The sequence below is a fragment of the Bacillus solimangrovi genome, assembly GCF_001742425.1.
Taxonomy (GTDB): Bacteria; Bacillota; Bacilli; order Bacillales; family Bacillaceae_N; genus Bacillus_AV; species Bacillus_AV solimangrovi.
Map to the genome: position 1 here is coordinate 14,388 of NZ_MJEH01000012.1, position 16,938 is coordinate 31,325.

Annotated in this window: 14 protein-coding genes; all 14 read right to left on the minus strand. The window is 34.9% G+C overall.

Features of this window, described 5'->3' with window-relative positions:
* Window positions 1-64: 64 nt before the first annotated feature.
* Window positions 65-265 (minus strand): cold-shock protein, encoded by a 201-nt coding sequence (locus BFG57_RS05975; protein WP_069716577.1) that lies wholly within the window; start codon window positions 263-265, stop codon window positions 65-67.
* Between the two features lie 313 nt (window positions 266-578).
* Window positions 579-2,489 carry an ABC-F family ATP-binding cassette domain-containing protein gene (locus BFG57_RS05980; protein ID WP_069716578.1) on the minus strand — a complete coding sequence of 637 codons (1,911 nt, stop codon included), beginning with the start codon at window positions 2,487-2,489 and terminating at the stop codon, window positions 579-581.
* A 92-nt stretch (window positions 2,490-2,581) separates the two neighbouring features.
* A complete protein-coding gene (locus BFG57_RS05985; RefSeq protein ID WP_069716579.1) occupies window positions 2,582-3,484 on the minus strand; it encodes an aldo/keto reductase in 903 nt (300 codons plus the stop codon).
* Window positions 3,485-3,660: 176 nt separating this feature from the next.
* Window positions 3,661-4,293 carry a response regulator transcription factor gene (locus BFG57_RS05990; RefSeq protein ID WP_069716580.1) on the minus strand — a complete coding sequence of 211 codons (633 nt, stop codon included), beginning with the start codon at window positions 4,291-4,293 and terminating at the stop codon, window positions 3,661-3,663.
* Window positions 4,286-5,332 carry a sensor histidine kinase gene (locus BFG57_RS05995; protein ID WP_069716581.1) on the minus strand — a complete coding sequence of 349 codons (1,047 nt, stop codon included), beginning with the start codon at window positions 5,330-5,332 and terminating at the stop codon, window positions 4,286-4,288. Before BFG57_RS05995 ends, BFG57_RS05990 begins: the two co-directional genes overlap by 8 nt.
* Window positions 5,329-6,063, minus strand: a complete 735-nt coding sequence (gene liaF / locus BFG57_RS06000) for a cell wall-active antibiotics response protein LiaF (RefSeq protein WP_069716582.1) — start codon at window positions 6,061-6,063, stop codon at window positions 5,329-5,331. The genes BFG57_RS05995 and liaF overlap by 4 nt, the downstream gene beginning before the upstream one ends.
* Before the next feature lie 174 nt (window positions 6,064-6,237).
* Window positions 6,238-6,885, minus strand: a complete 648-nt coding sequence (locus BFG57_RS06005) for a PspA/IM30 family protein (protein ID WP_069716583.1) — start codon at window positions 6,883-6,885, stop codon at window positions 6,238-6,240.
* A gap of 18 nt (window positions 6,886-6,903) precedes the next feature.
* Window positions 6,904-7,254 (minus strand): lmo0954 family membrane protein, encoded by a 351-nt coding sequence (locus BFG57_RS06010; RefSeq protein ID WP_069716584.1) that lies wholly within the window; start codon window positions 7,252-7,254, stop codon window positions 6,904-6,906.
* Window positions 7,255-7,477: 223 nt separating this feature from the next.
* Window positions 7,478-8,233, minus strand: a complete 756-nt coding sequence (locus BFG57_RS06015) for a polyphosphate kinase 2 family protein (RefSeq protein WP_069716585.1) — start codon at window positions 8,231-8,233, stop codon at window positions 7,478-7,480.
* 810 nt (window positions 8,234-9,043) lie between these two features.
* Entirely contained in the window at window positions 9,044-10,675 is a 1,632-nt protein-coding gene (locus BFG57_RS06020) for an acyl-CoA dehydrogenase family protein (protein ID WP_069716586.1), read from the minus strand.
* A gap of 383 nt (window positions 10,676-11,058) precedes the next feature.
* Complete coding sequence (locus BFG57_RS06025) at window positions 11,059-11,991, minus strand: SDR family NAD(P)-dependent oxidoreductase (protein ID WP_069716587.1); 933 nt, start codon at window positions 11,989-11,991, stop codon at window positions 11,059-11,061.
* Window positions 11,992-12,081: 90 nt separating this feature from the next.
* Window positions 12,082-12,648, minus strand: a complete 567-nt coding sequence (locus BFG57_RS06030) for a TetR/AcrR family transcriptional regulator (protein ID WP_069716588.1) — start codon at window positions 12,646-12,648, stop codon at window positions 12,082-12,084.
* Between the two features lie 161 nt (window positions 12,649-12,809).
* Window positions 12,810-13,508, minus strand: a complete 699-nt coding sequence (locus BFG57_RS06035; RefSeq protein ID WP_069716589.1) for an AIM24 family protein — start codon at window positions 13,506-13,508, stop codon at window positions 12,810-12,812.
* 523 nt (window positions 13,509-14,031) lie between these two features.
* Window positions 14,032-16,845, minus strand: coding sequence for a PAS domain S-box protein (locus tag BFG57_RS06040; RefSeq protein WP_069716590.1), 2,814 nt, complete (start codon window positions 16,843-16,845; stop codon window positions 14,032-14,034).
* Window positions 16,846-16,938: the final 93 nt, after the last annotated feature.

The following is a 16,938-nucleotide window of genomic DNA, read 5'->3' on the forward strand; positions in this document are numbered from 1 at the left end:
TTATACCAAGAAGCAAATGACACACAAATAAAAAAAGACTCCTAATTAGGAGTCTTTTGATAAATTATTGTTTTTGAACGTTAGCAGCTTGTGGACCACGAGCGCCTTCTTCAATTTCAAAAGTAACAGTTTGACCTTCTTCTAATGTTTTGAAACCATCACCTTGAATAGCAGAGAAGTGAACGAATACATCTTCTTGACCTTCTACTTCGATAAATCCAAAACCTTTTTCAGAGTTGAACCATTTTACTTTACCTTCTACCATTGTGTACCTCCTGTGTGGCATGTGTGCCACAAGATTATTTATACTATTCTTGCTCAAACATGCTTCTAGAAGACAACAACTTCTTAATTGAAGGTAGTCTTACTTTCAGTCATACGCCGAACAAAAATAATTGCCTTGATTATATCATGCTGATTTCAAAAAATAAAGGTTGCAACCAAAATTTTCCCCTGAATAAGAATCGCTATACAGCACTATCTTGACGTCAACATGTTATCATCTTATCCATGTCCCATTTAAGGAATCATTATACTCTCCAATCGCTGTTTTTTAAAAATCAGTGATAAATATTACCTTATTTACTGGCTTCAATTTCCTCCATTAAGAGCGACAACTCGGTCCATCTTTCAATCGTTCTTTCTAATTCTTCATCTACTTGCTGCTGCTCTGCAAATAAGTCGTTCACTCGACCGAGATTACTCCCTGCTTGATTAATTTCATCTTGCAAAGCTTCGCTACGTTGTTCAAGGTTAGCGATTTTATCTTCAATCTCATCCCACTCTTGTTGATCTTTATAAGATAATTTTTTGCGACGTTCCTTCTTATGTGGCTGAGCTGAAGTACTCTCTTTTACAGTATTCACCTTAGCATACGACGTTTGCTCCTGTTCTTTCTTATGAGCCTCTATATATTCAGAATAATCACCCTCAAATCGCTTAATGACACCTTTATTTTCAAAAGAAATAAGACGATTGACAACACGATCTAAGAAGTAACGGTCATGAGATATTGTAATGACCACACCAGGGAACTTCTCTAAATAATCCTCTAAAATTGTAAGTGTCTGTGTATCTAGATCGTTTGTTGGTTCATCTAAGAAGAGGACATTCGGCTCACTCATTAACGTACGCAATAAATAAAGACGTCGTCTCTCACCACCAGATAGTTTTCGAATATATGTCCACTGCATACTACGCGGAAATAAGAAGCGCTCAAGCATTTGTTCAGCAGTCACAATTTGACCGTCAGCAGTTGTCATTACTTCCGCTTCTTCTTTAATATATTCGAGCACACGCATCTCTTCATCCATTTCCGTATTATCCTGAGTGTAATATCCAATCTTAACAGTCGAACCTGTTTCAATTGTACCTGTATCTGGCATTATCCTTCCTGCCATCATATTCAATAATGTCGTTTTTCCACTTCCATTTGCTCCAATGATCCCTAACCTCTCATGTGGAACGACAAGATAACTAAAATCATTAATCACTACTTCATTGTTAAATGACTTAGAAACGTGTTCTAGTTCTAACACCTTCTTACCTAGTCGTGTCGATCCAATCGCAATATCTACTTGACCTTTAATATCAAGTCCTTCTTGATCTTGTATCTCGTGAACACGTTGAATACGTGCTTTCTGTTTTGTCGTCCTAGCTTTCGCACCACGTCGAAGCCATGCCAATTCTCTGCGCAATAAATTTTGCCTTTTCTGTTCATCTGTTAGAGCCTGTTCTTCACGTTCAGCCTTCTTCTCTAAAAAGACTTCATAATTACCTTCATAGCTATACAAATTTCCACGATCCAATTCAAAAATACGGTTTGTAACTCGGTTAAGAAAATAGCGATCATGTGTTACAACGATAAGTGCACCTTGATATTGTTCAAGATATACTTCTAACCATTCAATTGTTTCATTATCGAGATGGTTCGTAGGTTCATCCAAAATTAATAAGTTTGCAGGTTGAATTAATGCACGAGCAATAGCAATTCGTTTCTTTTGACCACCTGAAACATGTTTAACAGATTTATCAAAAGCGGTAATACCTAACTTCGTTAAAACCGTCTTTGCAATCGTATTTGCTTCCCACGCATTTTGTTCATCCATCTTCTGTTGCAATGCCAATAACTTCTCTTGCTTCTTCTCATTTTGTGCATCAATATCTAGTTCAAATAGTGCTTGTTCATATTGTCTCATCACGCGCATCAATGGTGAATCCCCAAAATAGATCTGCTCTAAAACTGTTCGATCTTCTTCAAAATCAGGGTTTTGTGGTAAATACTCGATGCGAAAATCTTTCGCATGCATCATTTCTCCTTGTTCAGCTCGTTCAATTCCTGATAGCACTTTTAATAATGTAGATTTCCCTGTTCCATTAACACCTATTAATCCGATCCGTTGCCGCTCAGAAATAGAAAAGGAAATTTCATTAAACAACACTTTATCGCCATACGTCTTAACTAAGTTTTCAACTGAAAAAATACTCATGTACTGCTCATCCCTTATTCATAAAATATCTATTCTATTACTTAAGTATATTTCAAATAACCATCTAAGAAAATTGTTAGAAAAAGAAACAATTAAGCAACATCTTTCCCTGTAGAGCTTATCCAGATTTTATACCATTGTTCGTTAGATAAACGAATACTCATGGCATTCACAGCACTATTAATTCTATCAAGCTTACTACTTCCAAATACAGGAATGATTTTTGCAGGATGATTTAGAAGCCATGCATATGCAACTTCATCAATTGAGTGAGCTCCTACTTCATCACGAACTTTCTCTAACGCCGTTCTTACACGAACAGCACGCTCATCTGTTGAACTGAACAAATTCCCGCCTGCCAATGGTGACCATGCCATTGGAGAAAACCGGCGTTCAAGACATTGATCGATTCCACCATTCATAAAATAATCGAGAAATAATGGTGAGATTTCAATTTGATTTGTAACTAATGGGAAATCCAAATATGAATCAAGCATTGAAAATTGAGACGGTGAGAAATTCGATACACCAAAATTCAATACCTTCCCTTGCTGTTTAAGCATCGCAAACGTTTCAGCAACTTCCTCTGGGTTCATATAAAAGTCTGGTCTATGTATTAACAGTAAATCAATATAATCTGTTCTGAAACTTTTCAATGACGTTTCTACAGAATGAATAATATGTTCTTTACTCGTATCATAATGCTTAATATTATGAGATGGGCGATTATCAGAAATTAGTTTAATGCCACACTTTGTAATGAGCTCAAGCTCTGAGCGCAATGAAGGTTTTAACGCTAATGCTTGGCCAAACTGTTCTTCACATGTATAACTTCCATAAATGTCAGCATGATCAATTGTAGTAATTCCTAATTCTCTCGTTTGTTCGATAAGAGTTAAGATTTCTTCATTTGATATATTCCAATCATTCAATCGCCAATGTCCATGAACAATTCTTGATACTTCTAACGTTTCACTCAACTTCACTCGTTCCATTACAATTAACACCCTCTTCTATGTCATTCATATTAAGTGCTTCTCTCCTATTGAGCATAACAAAACTCGAAAGAAACGAGAAATTTTCTCTATAAAAAAGATAGAAACTAACCTGTACTTCCACCTGTAACAATTGAATATCTTATATGTAAAAAAATAAAAACACTCATTATCATTTAATGTGTTAATGAGTGCTTAAATGCATATATAACAGCTTGCGTACGATCTTGAACTTCTAATTTACTTAAAATATTACTAACATGTGCTTTAGCTGTTTTTAATGAAATATATAATGAATCAGCAATCTCTTGATTCGATCTACCTTCTGTCATAAGGAGAAGAACTTCCATCTCACGTTTTGTAAGTTGTTCATGCAGTTCGATATGATTACCTTTACGCATCTTTTGCATCATTTTCTCAGTTACTTCTGGTTCAAGCACTGATTGACCATTATACGTCTTACGCACAGCATTTGCTATATCACTCGCTTTTGATGTCTTCAATAAATAGCTAGTCGCTCCAGCCTCTAAAGCAGGATACACCTTCTCATCGTCTAGGAAACTCGTTACAATTATTATCTTCGCTTCTGGCCATTGTTCAATAATACGTTTCGTTGCCTCAATTCCATCCATCTCTTTCATTACTAAATCCATCAAGATAACATCAGGACGTAAGTGAAATGCTAGCTCTACCGCTTCTATACCATCATCTGCTTCTCCAACAACTTCAATATCTGGCTGTGCAGATAAATAAGATGTAACACCAATTCGAACCATTTCATGATCATCCACGAACAAAACGTTAATCATCATCATCATCCTTTGTCGGAATTAAAGGAACCTGCACTTCTAAGCGTGTCCCGTTATTTTCTGAACTTACGACCTTTAACGTGCCGCCAATTTCTAAAGCTCGTTCATACATGTTTTGCAAACCATATGAACCCGTTTTCGCTTCCTCTACCTTAAAACCAACCCCATCATCAACTACACGCATTATTATTAACTGTTCACGCTCAACAAGTAATACTTCTAAGCTTGTTGCTTTCGCATGTCGTAGTGTATTAGAAACAGACTCTTGCAAAATACGAAAGAGATGATCTTCCATTCCTTTGTCTAACGTTAAATCTTCAACATTCCAATTTAACTGGAGTGAGACCTTTTCCATCAATTCTATGAATAGCTCTTCAATCCCTTCCTTAATAGACTTTCCTTTCAAAGCAACTGGACGTAGATGCAATAATAACGCCCTCATTTCTAGTTGGGACTGGTGAATCATTTCTTCGACGACCTTAAGCTGCTTCGCTTGAGGATGAGGATTAGCCATGTTCATTTCATTAATGGCAGACATCATCATTGATGCTGCAAACAATTGTTGACTCACTGAGTCATGTAACTCCCTTGCTAAACGATTACGTTCTTGTAAGACTACCTCTTGTATTCTTTTCTCTTCGTTTTCTACCTTTTCTGTTGTTAATCGTTGTGAGAGCTTCGTCTGTTCAGATAAATGTTTTTGTAAACGATTCAGATGTATTTGAACTTCTTCGAGATCAGGATATTGTATAATTTGCGAGTTTTCTATACTTCTGCTTTGCTCTAATTGCTTCAAAGAATTCGTGATTGCTTGTAATTGTTTTCTCCAATATATACCTGTCATTCCACCTAACAATACCCCTAAAGTAAGGCCAACAACTAATAACAATAGTACAAACGGAACATCTAACAGTTCACGTTCCCATAATAGTGACCAGTCATCTAGTGGGAAAGCTGTAAAAAATAAAACCATACAAAACATTAACATCACTAACAAAAATAAAATGGAGGTCATGATTTGTCGTAGAACAATCCTCATACGCGCTTCACCTCTAAATTTCCGATAAACATAGAGGTAATGATCTTTATTTTTTGTTCTTTCTCTCGGTATAGTGGAGTTTGATAAAACAACGTCTGATTAAACGTATTCAATTCTTGAGTAGAAAAGATTGTTGTCCCTCCAACGATTACAGAATGATACACACTTACTTCAATCTCATAAGGGACAAGTATCGTTATATTACCAACAAACTGCCTGATGGAAATAACTGATTCACCTTGCGGAAGGACTGTATTACTTAGATCAATGACTGTATCACCAATTCCACTATGGATATTAATATCATTCCATTCATATGGTTGTTCCGGTGTATTTTTTTGTTCAAATAACTGATTGCTAAACAACGGTTGCCGCCTAATGATCGTCTCATCAGTTTCATTTTGCGTACTCTCTTTTATAGAAGGCTGGATATAATGAGGACTTTTTTTTGATTTATAAAAAACAAGAATAAAATAGAAAGACAATGCTAATAAGACAAACTTTAAAGTCATCATGTTAATGATAGAAAAGAAAAAGCTAATCCAACCGATCCATAAAAATGCTCTCCCACCCAACCGTCTCTTCCATTTGTTCCCTAAAACAATAAACAAAACTGAAAATAATAAAGAGACAACTAAACCTTTATCAAAGAAAGACGCTTCTACTAAAACAAGAAAAAGCCCAATAAGGACGAGTCCACCAATATAATCGGTTTTTCTATTATTTAACATGGGCCTTCCTCCTTTTTTACTTCAAAACTGTTCATCTACTCTTATAAGAAAAGTAAACGAACACTTGCCTAAATTCTTAAACATGACTATATCAAAATATATAATTTCTTATGTTTTTATTTAGCCGAGAAAAGGACGTGTATGTCACGTCCTCTTTAGAATAACATGTTTTAATTATGAAACTGTATTTATTTCATCCTCTTTTAATGATTTTTCCAATTGAGCAATTCTTGCATCAATCGTATGGTGATGATAGGAAGAATTCAGCCGATGCTCTAAGCGATCTATATATCGCTCCATCTCTTGAAAACCAGTCTGTGCCTTCCTCGTTAAATCACCTGATTCCGTCACTTGATTCACACGATAATTTGCTTGAACGATATTTTCTCGTCCCATTAATTCCATTCGTCGTAAATGCATATCCTTCAATTTATGTTGCATTTGTTCATATTTTTGCTCTAACTCATGCATGTGTTGTGATGATTGAGCTAACGATTGATTCAAGTTTTCCACACGACGCTCGTATTCATGTTGCTCATTTATAACAAAGTTATATAATTCATCTTCACCTGCTTTCAATGCCACATCTGCCTGCTTTCTTCGTCTCTCAGCCAACTCAGCTGCTTGGTGATATTCACGTGTAAATTCGTCTTTCAATAAATGTTGGCGTTCAATTAACTTACGAACCTTTTCAACTTCCTGCTCACATTGACGTAAATGTTGATTCAAAGTGCCAATAGGATTTTTATGCTCCTTTTGATCCAATACATCGTGTAAATCAGCCATAACAACATTTTTTATACGTGCAAATAAGTTACTCATATTAAAATTCCCCTTCCATTAATATTGTTTTTTCAATTCTGCCCATTGTTTTTCGAAATTCACAAATGGATCATTAACCTCTTCTTCCATTATCACCTTATCTTCATTCCATTTTTTATACACAACATAAAGTAAGTATGCTGCTACAATCCCTAGAACGGCAGGTGCATTAGATACCACTCCAGTTAGAACTGCAAGACCAATTGTTGCCCATAGGATTTTTGCAAAAATCGATTCTGCCTTCAAAAATCTTTTGAATGAGTAATACGTGATAGCCAACATAACACCAAGAATTGCCATAGGTCCAATGTTTGAAAGTAATACCATTCCAGCAATTACTCCGACAACTAATAAACCAAATTTTTTCATCTCGTTTTCCTCCTTCCATGTCTATATACTAGCTTGAAACGGAAAGATTCATAACGAGCCTAGGTTCAATTTTCATATTGGACTTAAGACCAATAAAAATACTGGACTTAGGAACATTACAAATTAAGATAACGGTTATCTCAATCGTACATTCTTCTAATTTATCTATCTTTAAAGTAATAAAAGGGCTATCCCGTTTTACCGGAATAACCCCTAATGTTGATTAAAATTCCTTTTCCGTTATCGTACGAATCCCACGTTTCCTCAAATAATCTCGAATAGTTTCTACCATCACCTCGAGTGTCTTCACTCTTGCAAATTGTTTATCATTTCCTTCAATAATCGTCCATGGTGCATAATCTGAATCTGTATGAGCGAACATATCATTAACCGCCTCTACATATTCATCCCACTTTTGACGGTTTCTCCAATCCTCTTCAGTGATTTTCCAACGTTTTAAAGGATCCTTTTGACGTTCCCTAAACCGTTCCAACTGCTCTTCCTTACTTATTTCAAACCAAAACTTACCGATAATAAATCCTTCATCTGAAAGCATCTTTTCAAAATGATTCAACTCACTATAGGAACGTCTCCATTCATTAGGAGTTGCAAATTCCTCAACTCGTTCAACAAGAACTCGGCCATACCAAGAACGGTCAAACAAAACTATTTCTCCGTAACTAGGCAGTTTCGTCCAAAAACGCTGTAAGTAATGCTGTTGCTTCTCTTCATGAGTTGGCGCACTGATCGGATAAACCTTATAGCCCCGTGGATCGAGCCGTTGTGTAAGTCTCTTAATTGCTCCACCTTTACCTGCAGCATCCCATCCTTCAAACACAAATATCGCCGGAATTTCATTAAATAATAACGTCTGTTGTAGCTTTAACATCTCAAACTGCAAATACTTTAACTGTTTCTTGTATTCTTTTTTCGAACTTATTTCTTTCGTTAAATCTACCATGTCTAGGCGCTTCTCCATAATATCCCCCCTCAAATAATTACCATATATTCTAACTGAATAAAATATAACCACTATTATGATCCTTTTTAAACTTGAGCGAATAGGTTACCAATTGAAGTAAATGTACTAATATCTGATGAAGCATGAGAAAATAAAATTACTAAAAATCGGATATTAATATTGACAAATCATCATTTTCATACTATATTTAGTAATCGTATGATTAAGAAGCTTGGAACGTTATAAAATTAATTGTAAAGATAAATGGCATTCTATATATATTTGAACAAAACTTATTCACACTGGCACGGCTTCGGAGCCGTAAGGATGTAAGAGAGGTAGGGCTTACGTCGTTTAAGAATTTTCAAACGACCATTAGACATTTGCCCGCGGCTGTAAATATCTAAACAAACGTTATAACTACGCTTGTGAACGTTACAAGCATCTTATTTAACCAAGTGATCAAATATTAGATTACTTGGTTTTTACTTTTCAAATAATAAACAAATGATAACAACATGTATCGTCAAGTAACTACTCAACGTATAACCCTTAAGTAAAGAGGCCAACAACAATCTAGTAAAATTAGTAAATCTCTCACACAATAAATTCGCTACATAACTATATAAGACCTTTATGAATTATCAATTAACAAATAAATAAGAAAAGGACTTTACCTCAAAACGTCAGCAAGGTCCTTTTCTCAAATTGATTATTTTTTTAACTTTGCTCACTGAAACTTCTCTCTAGTCGTTTCATTTATTAGTTAAAATACATTCTCATTCACATAAAACTCATCATAGTCGTCTGCGTTTAGAAGTAGAAACCTTATCGTACGTTCACCTTATCTAAAATCTGTTCAGGAAGTAGTGATTTTTCAGGATATTGTTTAAGTATTTGCTCCTGATATGTTCGAAATAGTTCTCTCATCAATAATTCCCATTCTTCAGCTGCTTTTATATTCTCATCTGTTGGAGGTCCGTATAACTGACTGCCCAATAATTGGGATAGTCTACTTATAAATGCTTGCTTTTCTTGTGCATCTATATTCGGTAGTAGCTCTTGAACGAAGACAGATGGAGTAAATGTATCTTTCCGTTTATATAAATCACGATACACTTGTGCAAGCAATACATTACGTGGTCCTTCCCATAATTCATTAACCATCGCATCACGATATAACCTTGGGATTGATGTGAAATCTTCAATTGCACCATGTCCACCAAAGATAGATATGGCTACACGAAGCTGGTCAACAGCCTCTTCTGCTGCAAAAACCTTCTGTAAAAGAATCAATTCTCGAATTTGAAAATGTTTTAATTGTATTTCTTGACTCATTTCACCTTTTTCAATTAATTGATTTATATGTGTATATTGCTTATATATATGGAATGCGGTTGCAGTTGTTCGCTTAGCTGCATCTTCTAACTTTACCAATTGTGCCTTAGCCATTGGAAACTCATCAATTTTCCGATCAAATACATCTCGAAAATGAGCATATAATGAAGCTTCTCTACTAGCTCTCATCAAAAATGCCGAACTAGCAAATGCAATATCCAATCGCGATCGGGTAAGTACGATTGCTACAGCATTGGCTACTCCTTTTTCAATCGGTCCAATCGGATAAGCGATTGCCCCTTCATAATTAATTTCTCCTGAAGGTAGCTCACATGTTCCAAGCTTCCATTTTAAGCGATTAACCACATGCCCATTACGACGTTTCTGAGCTTTGTCATCACTGTTTTTCCAAGTTGGAACAATAAAGGTCGTCACATACTCTGTATCTTTAACTCGTGCCGTTACTACTGAATAATCAGTATGTGCAGCTGAACAAAAGAATTTATTTCCATATAATTGATAATGATTGCCTTCTTGCACAGCTTCTAACACATTAGCTGGTATGTTTGATCCACCTTGTATTTCTGACATAAATTGTGCACCTAAAGCTACTTCTCCATCAATTCCTTCTGTACAGTGTAGTAAAATCCGTTCTAGTTCAGTGCTTAATTCGTCTTCAAATTGCCTTAAGATTGCAACTAATCCATCAGTACAAGCTAGAGCACACATCGTTCCCGCTTCACCATTATGATGAAGTAAAAAACGCTTTACTGCTTGAATTTCACTAGAAGTATGTTTAGAAAATAACTTCTCATTCGAAACTTCTTGTTCGATTACTTGCATTTCATACGGACGAACAATTTCATCAATTCGATGGTTATATGCATCATACTGCCTAAGTTGTGGATGATTCTCTACTCTAGCATTCGATTCAACAAACCGTTTCCATTTTGTTGAAACCTTATGAGAAAAATTATAAATATCGTCAGCATGTTTATCCAAGTCTTCTTCTGAAAAAGACTTTAATACTTCAATCAAAAATGGATTGTTAGCATAATCTAATGAATCTCGCACACGAATAAACTGATCAAAGGAATAATGAGATTTCATCGTTACAGGCATACCATCAACCTTTCTGAATTTTCTAATAAATAAACATTAATAAAGTGAATAGCTTTTGTCAATGTGTTTTACAATTATTTCTAACAAGCTAACCATACTGCTACTATTTAGACACTCTATTTCATACTATTCATATGCTTATCTAGCAAAAGACAGAATAATGAGATCTTCTTTTTACTTTTATTAAAAATTATCTATAAAATCATTTAATAGTAATTATTGTTAAATCACTCTATGTACTTTGCATTCCTAGGTTAACTACAGATTTAATTCATTTTTCAATTCGAATTAATCAAACGTTTAATTAATAAAACATTCTTGCTATTATCTCTAACATATAGAAAACCTGTATGGTAACATATCATCCATACAGGTTTTCTATATCATTGACTCACCATATATCGTAACGTATTCTCAATCCCCTGCTTATATGGCGTCTTTTTCAGAGAACCAACTTTCATCTCATATTTTTCTCCATCTAATACAACAGGTTGTTCATTCAAATAAAACATCTCTACATATTCACGCATAAATTTATCCACAATCCCTAATAAACGCACATGGCTTTTCTTAACCGTTAGTACTTTCTTCTTATACCGCATATGCTCAGAAGCGATTCGAACGACCTCTTCACCTGTGATTACTCCACTACCTGATATGTTCCAATTTTGACCGAATACATCATCTCGTTCTGCCAAATCAACCATTGCCCTAGCACCATCTGGAGTATACATATATTCTCGAGCAATTTGTTGATTGCCAACGAACATAGCACGTTTGTTATCCACAATTGATTGCAACGTATAGTGTACCAGTGTATTTTCTGCACGAGGTCCATAAAAATCTGGAAAATGAGCTATGAAGAATAACACACTCGAATTCTTAATCATCTCCTCCAACTGCAAACGGATTTTACCCTTTTTCGTATGTGGATTTTTTTGTTTTGATTCTTTAACTAGTAAACCTTCACTTCTGCCATACGCATAAATATTATCTACAATTGCAAGTTTAGCACCCTTCTGTTGTGCGATTTCTATAATATTTTGCATTAACTTAGGTTGCTTCTCTTCCCAATCTTGGTAAGGTATATTAATTGCATGAAAGATAATATCAACATCTTCAGCAGCCTTACTTAAACTTGCTTGATCAAAAACATCTCCAACATAAGGGGTTACACTATCGAAATTAGCAAACCAATTATTAAGTTTCTTTTCACTTCGAGCAAACGCAACGACTTCAACTTCTCTCTTTGCTAACTCCTCTACAATTGCACTACCCATTCCACCAGTTGCACCTAACACTAACGCCTTTTTCATGGATTTCCCTCCTTTTTTTAATTAACCACTGTTCAATTAAATGTTTAAAAATACGACTTTTACTCTAACAAATTGTAAAAGCCGTTAATCTCATAGTGCTCTCAAGAGTAACTCAACGTGTGATTCTGCAAGTGTTTGTACTTCATCATATGATTGCCCACTCCGACAATAGTGTGCAACAAAGCCATGTATTGATAAAAATACAGACCATATCTCCTTAACTGAAATGTTATGATCACACAGTTTGTAGACAGATTGAGCAAATTTCTCATAACTCCTATTAGGCCCTTCGTTCAAATAGTTTTGTACCTCTTCATCTTTCGTCATAAACATAATTTCATATTGACTTTGATGATTCAATCCAAAACGAATAAATCCAAGCAATACTTCTTTTAACTTCTGTTGTGAAGAAATTGATTGCTTTAAGATACGCTCTAATTCTTTATCTAATAATGCAAAGTCTTTTTGCACAAGAGCAAAAAATAATTCAGCCTTATTTTTAAAATGATAATAAATCGCCCCGTGACTATAGTCTAATTGCTTTGCAATCTTTCTCATTGAAACATGCTGGTATCCTTCATGCACAAATAGCTCTCGTGCCACATCCATAATCATATCTCTTGTTAACTCTTGATCGACAGCTTTTCTCGGTGACATCCATTAACTCCTTATACATCATCTATAGTAGTTCTAATTATCTTACAATAAAACAGAGACTCTCATAACTTTTTTATTGACCACTGTTTAATTATAATTTATACCATTTTTCTCCACCTGTCAACTAAAAAGAGCACTTTAATAATAAGTGCTCTTTAAATTTATGAATTATTTGATTGTGAATAATATACTTCCTCAAATGGCTGAACAACTACAAATCCATGTCCTGAAAATTTCATTTGAACAGATTCACCACTTCCACGTCCGAAGAAACTCTTTAACGTTACATCAGTTTGAAATTCTGGCTCTAAGTTTCCTGACCACGCAACCGTTGCATTCGGGTCAGTTATAACCGGATTATCTGGGGTGACGAGTAATGTTAGTGGTTCATAATGAGACGTAATCGCGATCATCCCTCTTCCCTCAAGGCGAACATTAAATAGTCCTCCTGACATCATACCCGCAATACGTTTCATAAGTTTAATATCCCACTCAATTCCATCTTCAAACGCTAGCAGGTCATTACCATTTACAAAGATGGCTTCATCATTAAGGTCAAGAATGCTAATTTTTTTACCTTGGTCCGCTAAGTACAACTTACCATTTCCATTCGCTTTCATTAACTGTGCGCCTTCACCAGTTAACGCCTTTTTGAACATTTTCCCTAAACCATGTTCTAAAATACCTTCGCGTTCAAACTTAATTCTGCCATTATAAGAAATCATTGACCCCATTTTCGCCCATACTTGACCAGTTAGATTAACCTCTAACATCCGTGGTGTTTCTAATTCAAAAAAACCTTCACCTTTGTCTTCTTGCCTTGTCTGTTTAATAAATTGTTCAATCGAATATTTACTCACCACTACCCCGTCCTTTCCAAAAGTATTCTTACTATGTATAACGGATCAAGAGAAAGAAAGTTTCATTACTTTATAATTGATATTCCAATATCTATAAAATTAGTTGTAAATCTTTGATAATTTATTGAAAAATACAATAAATAACAAATAATATAGAAAATAACAGGATAATATACTAAAATATTACATTAAGGAGGGAGAAATTATGAATAAGAAAAAAGCATTACCTTGTTTACTTCTACTTGGACTATCAATCCTAACACTCATTAATTTAAATCTATCAATAAAAGTGAACGTAGAAATTGATGAATCGGAATGATTGTAGTTATTAACTTATATTAATAATCAATAATATGAAACTTTAAAAATAAACATACAACCTGAAACTGGACATTCAATTGCAAGAGACTAAATAACGGATGAGCTCAGTCTCTTTGAAGATGACATTTATTTATCCACATATACTTAAAAAAGCTTGCTGATCCAAGATCAGCAAGCCAAATTGAAAAGAATTATCCACAATTTATCCCAATGACAATTCTAAGTCCTCCGTATAAGCTGTTACCCTATTCCTTCCTGTATTCTTTGAATGGTATAGTGCTTTATCTGCACGAATAATTAAATCATTTGGTGATAAATTCTCAGTTGGAATAACATCTGCTACACCAAGACTAACAGTTACGACATTCGTTACGGTTGAGGCTTCATGAGCAATTTGTAATCCTTCAATAGCTGAGCGAATTAACTCTGCAACTTGTAATGCTTGCTGAGAAGTTGTGTTTGGAAGTACTGCTACAAACTCTTCCCCACCATATCTTGCAACGAGCTTATCGACTTCTTCAACTGTACACCTTAGTGCTTTTGCTATTTCTTTTAAACAACAATCACCTTGTTGATGACCATACGTATCATTATATTTTTTGAACTGGTCAATATCGAACATGATTAAAGACAGTGGGGTATGCCTGTTAATAGCTTGTTCCCATACCGAAAGTAAAAACTCATCAAAATATCGTCTATTAGCAATATTGGTTAACCCATCTAATGATGAAAGTTGCCTTAGTATCTCATTCGTTTCCTTCAATTGTTGCTCATTCATCTTCCGCTCTGAAATATCTCGGTAATACCACAGATGCCCATCATAATTATCTTCTATGTAAATCGGAATATAATCTAATTCGAATGTTCGTCCATCGTTCAACTTAATTTCTTCATTTATAATGACTTTTTTTTCTTGATAAAATTGTCTTACTTTACTAAGAAACTCTTCCTTCTCTAAAAATATGTGTTGAAGATTTTCGAATAATTTAGTACTCATAGTCCCTATTAAGCTATCTATCAGCTTATCAATATGAAACATGTTACAAAATTCTTCGTTTACAAGCGTAACTGCTTTTGCTTGATCAACAACTAAAACTCCAGCCTTTAAATTAGTTAACAACGCTGACATTCTTGCAGCTAACTGTTTATTCTCATGCAACATCTGCCTTAATTGCTTCTCTTGTAAGTGTCGTTCAATTGAGCCTGCAATGCTAACTGCTGTCGCTGATAATGTTGCTTTTTCATTTTTCGTCCATCTCCGCTCACCATAATAATCATCAAAGCCTATGAATCCCCAAAATGCTCGGTTCACAAATATCGGTACGAGCAATAATGAACGTACTTCTTGTAACTGTATTTGATTTAGCCATGATTCGGGCAACTCTGTTAAAACTGGACTAATGACATCCCCTTTTTCCAGTCTTATTATCCAATGTTCAAAACTTGTCCCTTCATAGCCATAGTTTTCAAACATATTAGATGCACTGATTGGCTCAATAGTATCACGTGACCAGTCAAAACGAAGACTGATGACATTTTTTTGTTGGTCAAATTGATGTTTTTCAAAAATATAAACGCGGTCGACATTCATCGTTTGACCTAACATGGAAAGCGCTCTATTTATAGACTTTTCATGATCCAGTGTCGTAAGTAATTGTCTTGTTGCTTCAGATACACCTTGTAAAATACGTTCTTGCTTTAGAACGAGTTCTTCAGCTTCTTTTCGATCGGCAATGTTGCGGCTGACAATAATACTGCCCTGAAACTCTCCTTCTTCATCATAAAACAAACTTCTAACTGACTCCATCCAGACGTAATTACCATGGGCTGTCTTACAACGATATTCCATTTTCATCGACTGATTCCCATGTAACCCTTTGGAAATGTGATAGTTTACAATATCGACGTCATCTGGGTGTATGAGATCTAATACTTTTCTCCCGATTAATTCTGACGTTTTGTAACCAAGTATTCTTTCATATGAGGGTGTCACATATTCAAAAACTAACATGTTATTAACCTTTGCTAGCATGTCCATCATATTATCTGTAATGCCTCGAAGTTGCCTTTCACTATTACGAAGCTTATCTTCCATCATCTTACGAAAAGTTACATCTCTACAGATTACTTGATTTGCTTGTTTTCCTTGATATGTGATCGGAATAGTCGTTACATCAGCGAAGAATGTTTCTCCGCTAGACTTAACTAGCTTTTCTTGCAATGGTAAAGCAGCTTTATGTGTTTCTTGTGTTTCTGCGATTCTTGTTTTTACTTTTTCCCATTCATCAGGATGCACCAATTCCAAAACATCTTGACCAATAAAATCTTGCTCGGATTCAACCTCAAACATGTTTGCAGCCGTAGCATTTGCAAAGACGAACCTTCCTCCAGTGTGAATAAATATTGCATCAGGTGAGTTTTCTACAAGTGTTCGAAACCTTTCTTCGTTTTCAGATAATCTTTGAGATACTTTCTTTCTCTCGGTTATATCTCTAACAATTCCGACGATCCAAATTGGTTCTTCCTCTCTATTCCTAATGAGAGAAAGAGTTGCATTTATATAAATTTCAGTACCATCTTTTTGAATACGCTTCGTTTCATAATGAATGGAACCTTTCTCTAACACTTCTTTAATTTTAGCTTCTACATCAATTACAATTTCTCTTTTCATACTTTCAAGCTTTGTTCCTATTAATTCATCTCTAGACCAGCCATACATTCTTTCAAATGATTGATTCACTTCAAGAACGGTATGCTCCAAATCCCAAATAATAATCCCATCTGCATTATGATTAAGTACAGCCTTTAATTGATCTTGATTACTTCTGTATCTACTTGCATAGTATTGAGCACGATCATATTGCTTACCAAAAAACCAAGCGATAAGTACAAGGATGCCACTTCCGATCAACTTATACCAATCTAATCTTCCGTAAATCATAAAATTATACATGGCATAACTAGAAATTATTATCCCTATTAAACCAGTAAGCGTAACTCTCCCCGTATAGCTCATGGTTAACCCCCTTATTTTCAGTACCACATTTTCTATATTTTAACACCCACCTATAGTTAATACTCAATTTAATACGAATATTCTAAAAACATA

Coding starts and splice junctions, on each gene's coding strand:
- liaF (WP_069716582.1), bottom strand. CDS start 6,063: ATGTTAAATAATAGAAAAACCGATTATATTGGTGGACTCGTCCTTATT.
- BFG57_RS06005 (WP_069716583.1), bottom strand. CDS start 6,885: ATGAGTAACTTATTTGCACGTATAAAAAATGTTGTTATGGCTGATTTA.
- BFG57_RS06030 (WP_069716588.1), bottom strand. CDS start 12,648: ATGTCACCGAGAAAAGCTGTCGATCAAGAGTTAACAAGAGATATGATT.
- BFG57_RS05980 (WP_069716578.1), bottom strand. CDS start 2,489: ATGAGTATTTTTTCAGTTGAAAACTTAGTTAAGACGTATGGCGATAAA.
- BFG57_RS06020 (WP_069716586.1), bottom strand. CDS start 10,675: ATGCCTGTAACGATGAAATCTCATTATTCCTTTGATCAGTTTATTCGT.
- BFG57_RS06015 (WP_069716585.1), bottom strand. CDS start 8,233: ATGGAGAAGCGCCTAGACATGGTAGATTTAACGAAAGAAATAAGTTCG.
- BFG57_RS05995 (WP_069716581.1), bottom strand. CDS start 5,332: ATGAGGATTGTTCTACGACAAATCATGACCTCCATTTTATTTTTGTTA.
- BFG57_RS06025 (WP_069716587.1), bottom strand. CDS start 11,991: ATGAAAAAGGCGTTAGTGTTAGGTGCAACTGGTGGAATGGGTAGTGCA.
- BFG57_RS05990 (WP_069716580.1), bottom strand. CDS start 4,293: ATGATTAACGTTTTGTTCGTGGATGATCATGAAATGGTTCGAATTGGT.
- BFG57_RS05985 (WP_069716579.1), bottom strand. CDS start 3,484: ATGGAACGAGTGAAGTTGAGTGAAACGTTAGAAGTATCAAGAATTGTT.
- BFG57_RS05975 (WP_069716577.1), bottom strand. CDS start 265: ATGGTAGAAGGTAAAGTAAAATGGTTCAACTCTGAAAAAGGTTTTGGA.
- BFG57_RS06040 (WP_069716590.1), bottom strand. CDS start 16,845: ATGAGCTATACGGGGAGAGTTACGCTTACTGGTTTAATAGGGATAATA.
- BFG57_RS06010 (WP_069716584.1), bottom strand. CDS start 7,254: ATGAAAAAATTTGGTTTATTAGTTGTCGGAGTAATTGCTGGAATGGTA.